This is a genomic window from Faecalibacterium sp. Marseille-Q3530 (assembly GCF_017377625.1).
Lineage (GTDB): Bacteria > Bacillota > Clostridia > Oscillospirales > Ruminococcaceae > Faecalibacterium > Faecalibacterium prausnitzii_E.
In genome coordinates this window covers 595,717-608,882 of record NZ_JAFREH010000001.1, presented here as the reverse complement: position 1 = coordinate 608,882, position 13,166 = coordinate 595,717, and the positions used below count along the sequence as shown (strand labels likewise).

The window sequence follows — 13,166 nt, the reverse complement described above, 5'->3', positions numbered from 1 at the left end:
TTGGAGGTTTTTTATGGCGAAGCAGTCTGGCGGCAATACCGCCCAGAGAGTCGAAGCGCTTGTCCGCCCCACCGTGGAGGGCATGGGGCTGCGCCTGTGGGACGTTGTGTTTGAAAAGGAAGGGCCGGACTGGTATCTTCGCGTCCTCATCGACAAGACGGACGGCACCACCATGGACACCGACACCTGTGCCGATGTCTCCCATGCGCTGGACCCCATCCTGGATGAGGCAGACCCCATTGAGCAGAGCTATTATCTGGAAGTGGGCAGCCCCGGCCTGGGCCGCAAGCTGACCCGCCCGGAACATTACGAGGCCGTCAAGGGGCAGAAGGTCAGCGTCAGGCTGTTCCGCGCCAACGAGAACGGCACCAAGGAGTTTTCCGGCATCCTGACCGGCCGCGAGGGCAGCACCATCACGGTCGAGACGGAGAACGGCACCGTGAACTTTGAAGCGTCGGCCGCCAGCACCGTGCGTTTGTGCGACGACGAGGATCTGTTTGACTGAAAAAGAGAAAGAATTAGGAGGAACCCGAAAAATGGCAGCTGCTAATAATGAATTTTTTGAAGCTCTCTCCATGCTGGAGCACGAGCGCGGCATCACCGCGGAGTACCTGATCGAGAAGATCAAGGCAGCCATCGTGATCGCTGTCAAGAAGAACTACGAGGTCGAGGACGACAACGTCATGGTCGAGATCGACCCCGCCACCGGCAAGTTCAATGTGGCCCTGCTGCAGAACGTCGTCGCCGATGAGGACTGGTACGATGAGCACGCTGAGATCGGCCTGACCGAGGCTCAGAAGCTGCGCAAGAGCTACGAGATCGGCGACCGTGTCGTCACCCCGCTCAAGACCAAGGACTTCGGCCGCATCGCCGCCCAGACCGCAAAGCACGTCATCCGTCAGGGCATCCGCGAGGCCGAGCGCAGCCAGCAGCTGAGCGAGATCCAGAGCCGCGCCCATGACATCATCCAGGCCACCGTGACCCGTGTGGACAACGAGAAGGGCATCGTGGCCCTGGACCTGGGCAAGGGCGGCGAGGCCATCCTGCCCCGCAACGAGCAGGTGCCCGGCGAGACCTACACCGAGGGCGAGACCCTGCAGGTCTACGTTGTGGACGTCGTCAGCGGTGAGCGCGGTGCCCGCGTCATGATCAGCCGCACCCATCCGGGCCTGGTCAAGCGTCTGTTCGAGCTGGAAGTGCCGGAGATCTACGACGGCACCGTCGAGGTCAAGGCCATCAGCCGCGAGGCCGGTGCCCGCACCAAGATGGCCGTCTGGTCCAAGGACCCCAACGTCAACCCCGTTTCTGCCTGCATCGGCCCCCACGGCGACCGTGTGGCCGCTGTCGTCGAGAAGCTGGGCGGCGAGAAGATCGACATCGTGAAGTGGAGTGAGGATGTCTCCGAGTTCATCTCCGCAGCCCTCAGCCCCGCCAAGGTGCTCAAGGTCGAGCTGCTGTCCGGCGAGACCCGCTCCTGCCGCGTGACCGTGCCTGACCAGCAGCTGAGCCTGGCCATCGGCAACAAGGGCCAGAACGCCCGCCTGTGCGCCCGCCTGACCGGTTACAACATTGATATTCGCCCCGAAAGCGGTTATTATGGTGAGGAAGAGCCCAAGGCCGAAGAGACCAAGACCGAGGAGACTGCAGAATAAGCAGCCGCCCCATGCCGAAGGAGGGAAATCGGATGGCACAGAAGAAGATCCCTGCCCGCCAGTGCATCGGCTGCATGACCAGCCGCCCCAAAAAGGAGCTGGTGCGGGTGGTGCGCGCGCCCAGCGGCGAGATCAGCATCGACCTCGTGGGCAAAAAGCCCGGCCGCGGCGCATACCTCTGCCCGGACCCGGCCTGCCTGGCAAAGGCAAAGAAGAAAAAGGCGCTGGAGCGCTGCTTTGAGCAGCCGGTTCCCGCCGAAGTGTACGATGCACTGGCCGAACAGCTGGCCGGTGCCGCAAAGGAGGCGGAGCAGAATGGCAAAGCAGACTAAAAAGACCGAAAAGCCCACCCTGCCCCCGCAGGAAGCCCTGTATCAGGCCATCAGCCTCTGCCGCAAGGCGGGCGCGCTGACCATGGGCTTTGACGCCGTGGAAGACGCCTGCGTCAAGGGCAAGGCCTGGCTCGTGATGACCGCATCCGACGCCAGCGCCAAGACCGTGCAGCGTTTGAATTATGCGGTGGGTGACCTCGTGGATGTGATCACCATGCCGCTGACACAGGACCGGCTGGCCGATATCAGCCGCAAACCGGTGGCGGTGTATGCCGTGACCGACCGCAACCTCGCAAAGCTCTGCTTTGACCGTCTGTCGGACTGCGGGGCAATCAAAAATGAGGAGGATATGAGCGAATGACCGTAAAATATAAAGTGAGCGATTTTGCAAAGGACCTGAACATTTCCGCAAAGAAGGTCCTGGATGAGCTGGCCGCGATGGGCAGCACCGGCAAGAAGAACAGCTCCACTCTGGAGGAGAACGAGCTGAACTACCTGCTGGAGAAATTCAGCAAGGACAACAGCGAGGCAGACCTGTCTGCCTACCTGAACAGCGCCCGGCAGCCGGCCCCGGAGAAGAAGGCCGAGCAGCCCAGAAAGGCCGAAAAGAAGGCGGAGCCCAAGGCTGAAAAGCCCGCAGCCCAGCCCGCTCAGCCTGCAAAGAAGGCAGAGCCTCAGAACAATCAGAACAGCCAGAACCAGAAGAACAAGAAGAACGAGCAGCACAAGAAGCGCGAGGAGAAGACTGTTTCTCTGAGCGAACTGGCCCGCGAGACCGGCGCCAAGGCGACAACCGCCCCGGCACAGTCGGTCTCTGTCCGCCGTGAGGACAGCCAGGTCACCGTCGATACCCGCACGGTGGATGTGAACGTGGACCGCTTCGATGCCCGTTACGACGATCTGGCCTCCACCAAGAACACCGAGAACCGCCGCAAGCCGACCCCGCAGGGCAACAAGCAGAAGTTCACCCAGCGCGGCCAGCGCCAGCGCCAGCAGTTCCAGAAGGGCAAGCGCGAGACCGAGTTCGAGCGGCTGCAGCGCATCCAGCTGGAGAAGGCCCGCAATGCACAGCTGAAGGTCTCCATCCCCGACGAGATCACCGTCGGTGAGCTGGCTGCCCGCCTCAAGCAGCAGGCCGGCAAGGTCATCGCCAAGTTCATGCAGATGGGCGAGATGCACGCCATCAACGACGTCATCGACTTCGATACCGCCTCCCTGCTGGCTGAGGAGTTCCACGCCAAGGTCGAGCACGAGGTGCATGTGACCATCGAGGAGCGCCTGTTCACGCAGGAAGAGGACGCACAGGAAGACCTCGTCGAGCGTCCGCCGGTCGTCTGTGTCATGGGCCACGTTGACCACGGCAAGACCAGTATCCTGGACGCCATCCGCAAGACCAAGGTCACCGCCGGTGAGGCAGGCGGCATCACCCAGGCCATCGGTGCTTATCAGGTCAAGGTCAATGACAGCGTCATCACCTTCCTGGATACGCCGGGCCACGAGGCGTTCACCTCCATGCGCGCCCGCGGTGCCAACATGACCGATATCGCGGTCCTGGTCGTTGCAGCCGACGACGGCATCATGCCCCAGACCGTGGAGTCCATCAACCACGCCAAGGCTGCCAACGTCAAGCTGATCGTGGCCATGAATAAGATGGATAAGCCCACCGCAAACCCGGAGCGCGTGATGGAAGGCCTGACCAAGTACGGCATCATCACCGAAGACTGGGGCGGCGACGTCGCCTGCATCCCCGTTTCTGCGCTGACCGGCATGGGCATCAACGACCTGCTGGAGCGCATCGCGCTGGAAGCCGAGGTCATGGAACTGAAGGCCAACCCCAACCGCCGCGCCAAGGGTGCTGTCGTTGAGGCCCGCCTGGATAAGGGCCAGGGCCCCATCGCCACCATTCTGGTCCAGAACGGCACCCTGCATGCCGGTGACGTCATCATCGCCGGTACCGCCGTGGGCCGTGTGCGCACCATGCGTAGCGACAAGGGCAAGCTGCTGAACGATGCCGGCCCCTCGACCCCGGTCGAGATCACCGGCCTGACCGCAGTGCCCGAAGCAGGCGACCTGTTCGAGGCCGTTGCCGACGAGCGCCTGGCCCGTGAGCTGGCCGAGCAGCGCATCGCTGCCGCCAAGGAAAAGCAGTTCTCTGCCTTCCAGAAGGTCACGCTGGATAATCTGTTCAGCCAGATGGCCCAGAACGATATGAAGGAGCTGGCCATCGTCGTCAAGGCCGATGTGCAGGGCTCCGCCGAGGCCGTCAAGCAGAGCCTCGAAAAGATCTCCAACGACGAGGTCCGCGTCCGTGTCATCCACGCCGGTGTCGGTGCCATCAGCAAGTCCGACGTGGACCTGGCCGATGCGTCCAACGCCATCATCATCGGCTTCAACGTCCGCCCCGACAACGTGGCCAAGGAAGAAGCCGCTGCCACCAAGGTCGAGATGCGGATGTACCGCGTCATCTACGATGCCATCAACGATGTCACCGACGCTATGAAGGGTATGCTGGCACCCAAGTTCCGCGAAGTCTCGCTGGGCGAGCTGCAGGTCCGTCAGGTCTACAAGATCAGCAATGTCGGCACCGTTGCAGGCTGCCGCGTCACCAGCGGCAAGATCACCCGCGACAGCAAGGTGCGTGTCGTCCGTGACGGCATCGTCATCACCGAGGACGAGATCGCATCCCTGAAGCGCTTCAAGGACGATGCCAAGGAAGTGGCCGAGGGCTACGAGTGCGGCGTCACGCTGGCAAAGTTTGCGGACGTCAAGGAAGGCGACGTGTACGAGGCCTTCAAGATGGAAGAGTACCGCGACTAAATCATCCGAAAAACCCTCTCCGTCATTGCTTCGCAATGCCACCTCTCCCGAAGGGCGAGGTTTGCTGCGAAACTGGAAAAAGTCTGCATAAAAGCTCCCCCATCGGGGGAGCTGGCGAGCGTAAGCGAGACTGAGAGGGTCGTTGATTTTAGAGGAGAAACCGAATGTCTCAGAAAAATATGGGGCGTCTTGCCCAGGATATGAAGCGTGAGCTCATCGCCATCATCGGGCGGCTGAAGGACCCGCGCCTGGAGGGCGGTCTGCTGACCGTCACCCGTCTGGATGTGACGCCCGACCTGGATGTCGCCAAGGTCTATGTGAGCGTGATGGGCCGTGCCGACGGCCCCAAGCCCGCCATCGAGGCGCTGAACCGCGCTTCCGGCCATGTGCGCACCGAAGTGAGCAAGAAGATGCACATCCGCAAAGCTCCGCGCTTCATCTTTGTGGAGGATGACGGCGCAGCCTATGCAGCCCACATCAATGAGCTGCTCCGTGAGCTGAACGTCAACGGCGACAGCGAACAGCCGTCGCAGACCGAGGAATAAACAGCCTGCGGAAAGGATGGATCATGGGATGACAGAACAGTTGAATGTGCAGCAGATGGCCGAAAAGCTCCTGACTGCGGACGACATTTTGATTCTGTGCCACAAAAACCCGGATGGGGATACCGTTGGCTGCGGCAGCGCCCTGTACTACGCGCTCAGTGCGCTGGACAAAACAGCGGCGGTGCTCTGCTCCGACCCCATTCCCAGCCGGTATGCGTTTACCAACCCGCGTCTGTACAAAGGCGAGTTCGAACCCCAAATCGTCGTGGCCGTGGACGTGGCAAGCCTCCAGCTCTTCGGCGAGAACAACGGGATGCCGCAGTTCAGCCGCCACGTCGATCTCTGCATTGACCACCATGCGGGCAACAGCGGCTATGCCGAGTTCACCCTGCTGGACGGCACGGCAGCGGCAGCGGCAGAGCTGCTGTACGAGGTGCTTTGCGCCATGGGCGTAGACCTGACCCCGCACATCGCCAACTGCCTTTATACCGGTCTGTCCACGGACACCGGCTGCTTCCGGTTTTCTTCCACCACGGCCCGCACCCACATCGTGGCGGCCAAACTGATGGAAGCAGGGGCGCGGGTGGAAGAGCTGAACACGCTGCTCTTCGACACCAAGCCCCGCGAGCGGATGGAGGCGGAGCGGATCGCGCGCAACCATCTGGAATATCATCTGGACGGCCGCTGCGCCCTCATCTACCTCACCCGCGATGAGATCGAGCAGAGCGGCGTAGACCCCGCCGACCTCGAAGAGCTGACCAGCCTGCCCATCAGCATCGAGGGCGTCAAGGTCGGCCTGACCCTGCGCCAGCAGCCCGGCGGAAGCTACCGCATCAGTGTGCGCACCGCAAAGGGCGTGGACGCCTGCGCCATCGCGCGGCGTCTGGGCGGCGGCGGCCACACCCGCGCTGCGGGCTGTGAGCTGCTGGGCAACCTGGACAACGCCAAGAGTGCGATCCTGGCTGAGGTGGAAGCCGTGCTGGACGCAGAAAAACAGCCGCAGGAGGGCGAATAAATGCAGGGCATCCTCATCGTTGACAAGCCCACCGACTGGACCAGCTTTGACGTCATCGCAAAGCTGCGGGGCATTCTGGGCACCCGGAAGCTGGGCCACAGCGGTACGCTGGACCCCATGGCCACCGGGGTGCTGCCGGTGTTCTGCGGCGGGGCCAGCAAGGCCGTAGACCTGCAGCTGGACCACACCAAGGCCTACCGCGCCGTGCTGCGGCTGGGGGCCCGCACCGACACCGGCGACAGCACCGGCACGGTGCTGGAAACGGCTCCGGTCACGGCAGGGGAGAAGGAGCTGCTGGACGTGCTCCCGCAATTCATCGGCCCCCAGATGCAGACGCCGCCCATGTACTCGGCCGTCAAGATCAACGGCCAGCCGCTCTATAAAATGGCGCGGCATGGCATCGAGGTGGAGCGGAAGGCCCGCCCCATCGAGATCCTGCACATCGAGTACGAGGGCAGCCCGGCAGAGAACGAATACACCCTGACGGTGCGCTGCTCCAAGGGCACGTATATCCGCGTTCTGCTGGAGGACATCGCCGCTGCCATGGGCCAGAAGGGCACCATGAGCGCCCTGCGCCGGGTGGCCGCCGGTGTTTACACTGAGGCCGACGCCCACACGCTGGAGGAGATCCAGGCGGCAAAGGACGCAGGCCCTGCGGCGCTGGAAGCGCTGATGCTGCCGGTGGAGAGTGTCTTTGCCTCGCTGCCGCTGCTGACGGTGGTCCCCAGGGTGGAACAGCACCTCTACAACGGCTGCCCCACCAGCCGCTACCCCGCCGCCGACGGGCGCTACCGCGTCCGGAACGAGGCCGGGCAGTTTCTGGGCCTTGCCACCATCGTGGGCGGAGTGCTCCGAGTCGAAAAGCTCTTTGTGGAGCGAAACTAACACAAGAAGGAACAAAATTTGATGCAGATCTTATCCTCTCTTTCGCCGCTGGCGCTGGAACACGAGGGCGGCACCGCCGTCGCCATGGGCTTTTTTGACGGCATCCACATCGGCCACCGTGCCGTGATCAACGGGGCCGTCCAGTGGGCCAGAGAACACGGCGCAGCCCCGGCGGTGTTCACCTTCCGGCTGCCGGCCGACAATAAGATGAAGGGCAAGCGCCTGCTCTCCACCGAGGACAAGCATGCCCTGATCGAAAGCCTTGGGGTGGAATATTACCTCTGCCCGGACTTTGAAGAGATCCGCGCGATGACGCCGGAACAGTTCGTGTACGGCATCGTGCAGGACTGCCATGCAAGGGCACTGTTCTGCGGCGAGAACTTCACCTTCGGGGCAAAGGCAGCAGGCGACCCGGATCTGCTGCGCAGGCTCTGCGCCCCGCTGGGCGTGGAGGTCGTGGTGGTGCCGATGGCCCAGTTTGAGGAAAAGCCGGTGTCCTCCACCCGCATCCGCACGGCGCTGGAGGGCGGCGACATCCCGGCGGCCAACGCCATGCTGGGGATGCCTTACGCCATCCGCTTTGCAGTGCAGCATGGAGCGGGTCTCGGCCATACGCTGGGGGTGCCCACCATCAACCAGCTCTACCCGCAGGGTTTCCAGCTGCCGCGCTTCGGCATCTACATCACCCGCACGAAGATCGGTGATGTCTGGTATCCCTCGGCCACCGGGCTTGGCACCCGGCCTACCGTCAACAACGACCCCTCCAAGGTGACCTGTGAGACCTTCATCCCCGGCTTTTCCGGCGACCTTTACGGCACCGACCCGGTGGTGGAGTTCCACGCATACCTCAGCCCCAGCAAAAAATTCGATACGCTGGACGAGCTGAAAGCCTGCATCAACCATGCAGCCGAGCGGGCGCAGGCGTATTTCCGGGCAGAGACCTGAGCGTGAGCCGGAAAAGAAAGCACAGAATGGAGAATTTTTTCTTGCTTTTTACGTTGGTTTCTGTTATACTAGCCTTGTTACCGCAGCACGGGGCTGGGAGTATGCCCATTTTTGGGAGTACCGTTTTTCCCGCATTCTGTGCCGACGGCAAATAAAATTTTATAAAGAGGTACTGTTACTATGAACAAGCAGGAAGTTATGGCCAAAGTCGCTCTGACCGAGAAGGACACTGGCTCCCCCGAAGTTCAGGTCGCTCTGCTGACCGCTCACATCAATGAGCTGAACGAGCATCTGAAGAAGAACCCGAACGATCACCACAGCCGCCGTGGTCTGATGAAGATGGTTGGCCGCCGCCGCAATCTGCTGGCCTACCTCCAGAAGAAGGACATCGAGCGTTACCGTGCTCTGATCGCAACCCTGGGTCTGCGTAAGTAATAGAAAACAGAGGGCAGGTACCGCAGCTGTGGTGCCTGCCCTTTGCTTTTTTGTGGAACAAACGGCCGCTGCTGCGTGTTGCAGCAGTAAATCGAACGCCTGTGCCCGCCTGTTGGGGCGGTCTGCACGGGCGCTGGATTTATTGCTATGATGCGCGGCGGGCAGCCTTTTGGAAGATAAAAACCGCTAAAAGGACAAAGGAGGCAAACCAAATGGCAATCGAATTTGGTTCCCGCAAAGAGACCTTTGAGAACTTCAAGGTCTACGAGACGACGCTGGCTGGCCGGCCCTTCAAGGTCGAGATGGGCAAGATGTGCGGCCTGTCCAACGCAAGCGCCCTCATCCGCTACGGCGAGACCTGCGTGATGTGCAACGTGGTCATGAGCCCCAAGCCCCGCGAAGGTGTGGATTTCTTCCCCCTGAATGTCGAGTATGAGGAGAAACTCTACGCCGCAGGCCGCATCCCCGGCAGCTTCATGCGCCGCGAGGGCCGCCCCGGTGAGCGCGCCATCCTCACCAGCCGTGTTGTGGACCGCCCCATGCGCCCGCTGTTCCCCAAGGAGATGCGCAACGATGTCTGCATCACCATGACCGTCATGAGCCTGGACCCGGACTGCAGCCCGGAGATTGCCGGTATGATCGGCGCATCCCTCGTCACTGCTGTGTCGGAGATCCCCTGGAACGGCCCCATCGGCGGCGTTCAGGTCGGTCTGGTGGACGGCGAGATCGTCCTGAACCCGACCCAGGAGCAGCGCAAAAAGAGCGACCTGGCCCTGACCGTGGCTGCCACCATGGACAAGATCGTCATGATCGAAGCCGGTGCCAACGAGGTCGATGAGGACACCATGCTGAACGCCATCAAGGCGGCGCATGTGGAGATCAAGAAGACCATCGCGTTCATCAACGAGATCGTGGCTGAGCGCGGCAAGCCGAAGATCGACTTCCAGGTCGTGGGCCTGGATATGGACGTCTTCCATGCCATCAAGGAGAAGTATCTGGACGACTTCAAGGCTGCGATGGACACCGACGACAAGAACGTCCGCGATGCCGCGCTGCTGCCCATCCTGGACAAGATCGCCGCAGAGTACCCCGACCTGAGCGATGCAGACCTCGCCCTCGTCAGCTACAAGATGCAGAAGTACGTCGTCCGCCGCTGGCTGCTCGATGAGGGCAAGCGCGTGGATGGCCGCGGCATCAACGAGATCCGCCCGCTGGCCGCAGAAGTGGGCATCCTGCCCCGCGTTCATGGCTCCGGCATGTTCACCCGCGGCCAGACCCAGGTGCTGACCACCTGCACCCTGGGCGGCACCAAGGACAACCAGCTCATGGATGACCTGACCGATGAGCAGACCAAGCGTTACATCCACCACTACAACTTCCCGCCGTACTCGGTCGGCGAGGCCCGCGCACCCCGCAGCCCCGGCCGCCGCGAGATCGGCCACGGCGCACTGGCCGAGCGCGCCCTTGTGCCGGTGCTGCCCTCTCTGGAGGAGTTCCCCTACACCATCCGCTGCGTGTCCGAGGTCCTGAGCTCCAACGGCTCCACCTCGCAGGCTTCCATCTGCGGTTCCACGCTGGCTCTGATGGACGCCGGTGTGCCCATCAAGGCTCCGGTCGCCGGTATCTCCTGCGGCCTCATCACCGAGGGCGACCGCTGGATGACCATGCTGGACATTCAGGGTGTTGAGGACTTCCACGGCGACATGGACTTCAAGGTCGGCGGCACCCGCAAGGGTATTACCGCCATCCAGATGGACATCAAGATCGACGGCCTGACCTATGATATCATCGCCGAGGCCTTTGAAAAGTGCCGCAAGGGCCGTCTGTACATCCTGGACGAGATCATCAAGCCTGTCATCGCTGAGCCGCGCCACGAGCTGAGCCGCTGGGCCCCCAAGATGTTCAGCATGATGATCCCCACCGATAAGATCAAGGACGTCATCGGCAAGGGCGGCAAGGTCATTCAGGACATCTGCGCGACCTGCAACTGCAAGATCGATGTGCAGGAGGACGGCCACGTCTTCGTCTCTGCGGTCGATCAGGAGGACGCAAAGCGCGCCATCTTCACCATCAAGACCATCGTGGAGGACCCGGAGATCGGTGCCATCTACAAGGGCAAGGTCACCCGCCTGATGAACTTCGGCGCCTTCGTCGAGATCGCACCGGGCAAGGAGGGCCTCGTCCACATCTCCAAGCTGGACACCAAGCGTGTCGAGCGGGTGGAAGATGTGGTGGCCGTGGGCGACGCCATCGTGGTCAAGGTCACGGACATCGACCAGCAGGGCCGCATCAACCTGAGCCGCCGCGACGCTATCCTGGCTCTGGAAGCCAAGCGCGCCGCACAGGAGCAGGGCTGATTCGCGCTGAATCGTAAAGAACCAAAGCCCCCGAAGGGAATCGAACGCAAAAGCGTTCGGCCTCTTCGGGGGCTTTTTTGCGTTTTGAATGAAGAAAATGCAGAAACCCCCTTGACAAAAAACCAAAATTGTATATTATTGTATTAAGCGCTTAACACAGTGACACAAGGAGAGAAGACCATGAGCGAACAGTTTGATTCCAGCCGGCCAATCTATGCCCAGCTGGTGGAACGGCTCAAAGCCAGAATTCTGGCGGGCACCTACCAGCCCGGCGGGCACCTCGACTCGGTGCGGGACCTTGCCGCAGCGGCAGGGGTCAACCCCAACACGATGCAGCGGGCGCTGGCCCAGCTGGAAGCCGAGGGCCTGGTCCGCACCGAGCGGACGAGCGGCCGGTTTGTAACGGAGGATACCGATTTGATCGAACAACTGCGGGCGTCTGCGGCCCGGAACATCGCAGCAGATTTTCTGGAAAAAATGCGCAGCATCGGCTATACGACTCAGCAGGTGGCAGAGCTGCTGCGCAGCTGGAACGAAACGGAGGGAAAACAGCATGAGTAAGATCCTGACCTGTGAACATCTGACCAAGGCCTACGGGAAAGAGAAGACCGCCCTGAACGGCATCGATCTGAACCTTGATTTTGGCCGCATCGTCGGCCTGCTGGGCCCGAACGGCAGCGGCAAGACCACGCTGCTCAAACTGGCAAACGGTCTGCTGCAGCCCACCGAGGGCGTGGTGAAGATCGCGGGCATGATCCCCGGCCCGGAGACGAAGGAAATCGTCTCCTACCTGCCGGATGCCGATTGGCTCCCCGACTGGATGCGGGTGGAAGAGCTGGTGAACATGTTCCAGGACTTCTATGGGACGCCCTGTGAAGCCAAAGCGTACATCGGGTTCGATGCCGCCAAAGCCAACGAGATGCTGGCCCGGCTGAACATCGACCCCAAGGCCCGGCTCAAGACGCTTTCCAAGGGCACCAAGGAAAAAGTTCAGCTGGTGCTGGCTATGAGCCGCGCCGCCAAGCTCTACCTGCTGGATGAGCCCATCGGCGGTGTGGACCCCGCCGCGCGGGACTATATCCTGAACACGATCATTTCCAACTACAGCAAGGACGCAACGGTCGTCATCTCCACCCATCTCATCGAGGACATCGAGCCGGTGCTGGATGAGGCCGTGTTCCTGAAGGACGGCAAGATCTTCGCCCACCGCGCTGTGGACGACATCCGCGAGACCGAGGGCAAGAGTGTCGATGCGTATTTCCGGGAGGTATTCAAATGCTGAAGCAATTGTTGAAATATGAGTTCAAGGCCACCAAAAGCCTGTACTTCGGGCTGTATCTGGCGCTGGCGCTGCTGAGCGTGGTGCTGGGCGTTTCGTTCCGGCAGGAAAATGCATGGGCGGACAGTACGAATTTCGGGCGGCTCGAAGTCATTCTGATGGTCCTCTATCTCTCCGTCATCTTCGCCATTGCGGTGCTCTGCTTTGTCAGCACGGTCCAGCGCTTTTATAAAAATCTGCTGGGGCGTGAGGGCTACCTGATGCACACCCTGCCCGTGACCGAGACCCAGCTCATCCTTTCCAAGCTCATCACCAGCATGGTCTGGGTGCTGTGCAGCGGCCTAGTGGGCATCGTCTGCATCACAGGGATGGTCAGCATCGGTGTGCTGGATGCGGAAGTCCTCGGCACGGTAAACTGGGACAGTTGGAAGCAGCTGTGGGGGATGCTGTATGGGGAACTGGGCGCGAAGTTCTGGCTGGTGATGTTCTGGACCATCCTCATCAATCTGGCCCGGCTGGCCGACCTCATCCTCTGCGTTTACGCCGCCTGCATGATCGCCCATCGGTTCCAGAAGCATGTAGTGGTGATTGCCTTTATCGGCCTGAACGTTGTGGAGAACCAGATCGACAAGCTGCTGGGCACGAACCACGTGAACCTGTTCATGGACATTACCTATCGGGTGGCCGATGTGAACGTGACCGGTGTGACCTATGGAATGACCCCGATGCAGACCATGACCACAGCGTTCGGGGCCGTCTCCGGCTACCTGTTCTGCTTTGTTGTGACCTCGGCCTTCGCGGCGGCCTACTTCTGCCTGACCCGCTGGCTGATGAAGCATAAACTGAATCTCGAATGATGGACAACAAAAATGGCTTCCGGCAGTTGCCGGAAGCCATTTTTTGT

14 protein-coding genes are annotated in these 13,166 nt (G+C 61.4%); all 14 read left to right on the top strand.

Going from position 1 to position 13,166, the window contains the following annotated elements:
• Window positions 1–13 precede the first annotated feature (13 nt).
• The 14 genes from rimP (at window position 14) to J3350_RS02670 (ending at window position 13,119) form a co-directional block, all read left to right on the top strand.
• Window positions 14–505, top strand: a complete 492-nt coding sequence (gene rimP, locus J3350_RS02735; protein WP_118551521.1) for a ribosome maturation factor RimP — start codon at window positions 14–16, stop codon at window positions 503–505.
• Between the two features lie 31 nt (window positions 506–536).
• Entirely contained in the window at window positions 537–1,652 is a 1,116-nt protein-coding gene (gene nusA / locus J3350_RS02730) for a transcription termination factor NusA (RefSeq protein ID WP_207685588.1), read from the top strand.
• Between the two features lie 32 nt (window positions 1,653–1,684).
• Complete coding sequence (rnpM, locus tag J3350_RS02725; protein WP_097792780.1) at window positions 1,685–1,984, top strand: RNase P modulator RnpM; 300 nt, start codon at window positions 1,685–1,687, stop codon at window positions 1,982–1,984.
• Window positions 1,968–2,345 carry a 50S ribosomal protein L7ae gene (locus J3350_RS02720; protein ID WP_097792779.1) on the top strand — a complete coding sequence of 126 codons (378 nt, stop codon included), beginning with the start codon at window positions 1,968–1,970 and terminating at the stop codon, window positions 2,343–2,345. Before rnpM ends, J3350_RS02720 begins: the two co-directional genes overlap by 17 nt.
• A complete protein-coding gene (gene infB, locus J3350_RS02715) occupies window positions 2,342–4,801 on the top strand; it encodes a translation initiation factor IF-2 (protein ID WP_207685587.1) in 2,460 nt (819 codons plus the stop codon). Before J3350_RS02720 ends, infB begins: the two co-directional genes overlap by 4 nt.
• A gap of 164 nt (window positions 4,802–4,965) precedes the next feature.
• Window positions 4,966–5,346: a 30S ribosome-binding factor RbfA gene (gene rbfA / locus J3350_RS02710; protein ID WP_097792777.1), complete on the top strand. Its 381-nt coding sequence runs from the start codon at window positions 4,966–4,968 to the stop codon at window positions 5,344–5,346.
• A gap of 28 nt (window positions 5,347–5,374) precedes the next feature.
• Window positions 5,375–6,361 (top strand): bifunctional oligoribonuclease/PAP phosphatase NrnA, encoded by a 987-nt coding sequence (locus J3350_RS02705; protein WP_370569248.1) that lies wholly within the window; start codon window positions 5,375–5,377, stop codon window positions 6,359–6,361.
• The gene (truB, locus tag J3350_RS02700; RefSeq protein WP_207685586.1) at window positions 6,362–7,246 is read left to right on the top strand and encodes a tRNA pseudouridine(55) synthase TruB; all 885 of its coding nucleotides are present in this window, start codon (window positions 6,362–6,364) and stop codon (window positions 7,244–7,246) included.
• A 21-nt stretch (window positions 7,247–7,267) separates the two neighbouring features.
• The gene (gene ribF / locus J3350_RS02695; RefSeq protein ID WP_097792774.1) at window positions 7,268–8,191 is read left to right on the top strand and encodes a riboflavin biosynthesis protein RibF; all 924 of its coding nucleotides are present in this window, start codon (window positions 7,268–7,270) and stop codon (window positions 8,189–8,191) included.
• Between the two features lie 180 nt (window positions 8,192–8,371).
• Window positions 8,372–8,626, top strand: coding sequence for a 30S ribosomal protein S15 (rpsO, locus tag J3350_RS02690; protein WP_005933138.1), 255 nt, complete (start codon window positions 8,372–8,374; stop codon window positions 8,624–8,626).
• 212 nt (window positions 8,627–8,838) lie between these two features.
• Window positions 8,839–10,983, top strand: coding sequence for a polyribonucleotide nucleotidyltransferase (locus J3350_RS02685; protein WP_207685585.1), 2,145 nt, complete (start codon window positions 8,839–8,841; stop codon window positions 10,981–10,983).
• A 180-nt stretch (window positions 10,984–11,163) separates the two neighbouring features.
• The gene (locus J3350_RS02680; RefSeq protein ID WP_207685584.1) at window positions 11,164–11,544 is read left to right on the top strand and encodes a GntR family transcriptional regulator; all 381 of its coding nucleotides are present in this window, start codon (window positions 11,164–11,166) and stop codon (window positions 11,542–11,544) included.
• Complete coding sequence (locus J3350_RS02675; protein WP_207685583.1) at window positions 11,537–12,265, top strand: ABC transporter ATP-binding protein; 729 nt, start codon at window positions 11,537–11,539, stop codon at window positions 12,263–12,265. Before J3350_RS02680 ends, J3350_RS02675 begins: the two co-directional genes overlap by 8 nt.
• The gene (locus tag J3350_RS02670; RefSeq protein WP_207685582.1) at window positions 12,259–13,119 is read left to right on the top strand and encodes a hypothetical protein; all 861 of its coding nucleotides are present in this window, start codon (window positions 12,259–12,261) and stop codon (window positions 13,117–13,119) included. Before J3350_RS02675 ends, J3350_RS02670 begins: the two co-directional genes overlap by 7 nt.
• The last annotated feature ends 47 nt before the right edge of the window (window positions 13,120–13,166 follow it).

Coding starts and splice junctions, on each gene's coding strand:
- rimP (WP_118551521.1), top strand. CDS start 14: ATGGCGAAGCAGTCTGGCGGCAATACCGCCCAGAGAGTCGAAGCGCTT.
- nusA (WP_207685588.1), top strand. CDS start 537: ATGGCAGCTGCTAATAATGAATTTTTTGAAGCTCTCTCCATGCTGGAG.
- rnpM (WP_097792780.1), top strand. CDS start 1,685: ATGGCACAGAAGAAGATCCCTGCCCGCCAGTGCATCGGCTGCATGACC.
- J3350_RS02720 (WP_097792779.1), top strand. CDS start 1,968: ATGGCAAAGCAGACTAAAAAGACCGAAAAGCCCACCCTGCCCCCGCAG.
- infB (WP_207685587.1), top strand. CDS start 2,342: ATGACCGTAAAATATAAAGTGAGCGATTTTGCAAAGGACCTGAACATT.
- rbfA (WP_097792777.1), top strand. CDS start 4,966: ATGTCTCAGAAAAATATGGGGCGTCTTGCCCAGGATATGAAGCGTGAG.
- J3350_RS02705 (WP_370569248.1), top strand. CDS start 5,375: ATGACAGAACAGTTGAATGTGCAGCAGATGGCCGAAAAGCTCCTGACT.
- truB (WP_207685586.1), top strand. CDS start 6,362: ATGCAGGGCATCCTCATCGTTGACAAGCCCACCGACTGGACCAGCTTT.
- ribF (WP_097792774.1), top strand. CDS start 7,268: ATGCAGATCTTATCCTCTCTTTCGCCGCTGGCGCTGGAACACGAGGGC.
- rpsO (WP_005933138.1), top strand. CDS start 8,372: ATGAACAAGCAGGAAGTTATGGCCAAAGTCGCTCTGACCGAGAAGGAC.
- J3350_RS02685 (WP_207685585.1), top strand. CDS start 8,839: ATGGCAATCGAATTTGGTTCCCGCAAAGAGACCTTTGAGAACTTCAAG.
- J3350_RS02680 (WP_207685584.1), top strand. CDS start 11,164: ATGAGCGAACAGTTTGATTCCAGCCGGCCAATCTATGCCCAGCTGGTG.
- J3350_RS02675 (WP_207685583.1), top strand. CDS start 11,537: ATGAGTAAGATCCTGACCTGTGAACATCTGACCAAGGCCTACGGGAAA.
- J3350_RS02670 (WP_207685582.1), top strand. CDS start 12,259: ATGCTGAAGCAATTGTTGAAATATGAGTTCAAGGCCACCAAAAGCCTG.